Genomic DNA, 347 nt, shown 5'->3' with positions numbered 1-347 from the left:
ACGAGGTCGACGTTGGGCGCGACGCCCACCTGATAACCGAGGCCCTCTGCCAGTAATTGGGCTTCGAGGTTTGCGCCGTTGGCACCATAGAGGTGTGCCAGCGTTCGCCCATAGCGATCCTTGGCCTCGCGGCCCGGCACCAAGCCGACGCGCCCCTCACTGGCCTCCACCAAAGCCTGCAACCGCTGGCGAGCGGCGATGGCAAACGGTTCGTCAGGGCGCCCCTTCTTTGCGGTCTCCGGGGCGTTGAGACCGATCATGCGCACGCTGCGGCCATCGGTGAGGCGCACGGTGTCGCCATCTACCACGCGCTGCACCTCGACACGCGTCACGGCCGCTGGTGCGGG

1 protein-coding gene is annotated in these 347 nt (G+C 67.7%); it reads right to left on the bottom strand.

Features of this window, described 5'->3' with window-relative positions; translation table 11 throughout:
* Window positions 1–332, bottom strand: a 332-nt coding sequence (locus AC0L20_RS40290; protein WP_473295714.1) for a thermonuclease family protein, incomplete at its 3' end; no start/stop codon positions are given.
* Between the last annotated feature and the right edge of the window lie 15 nt (window positions 333–347).

The organism is Bradyrhizobium sp. Kon58 (assembly GCF_055807455.1).
The sequence above is the reverse complement of the archived record's forward strand: the minus strand, read 5'-3'. Positions and strand labels throughout refer to the sequence as shown.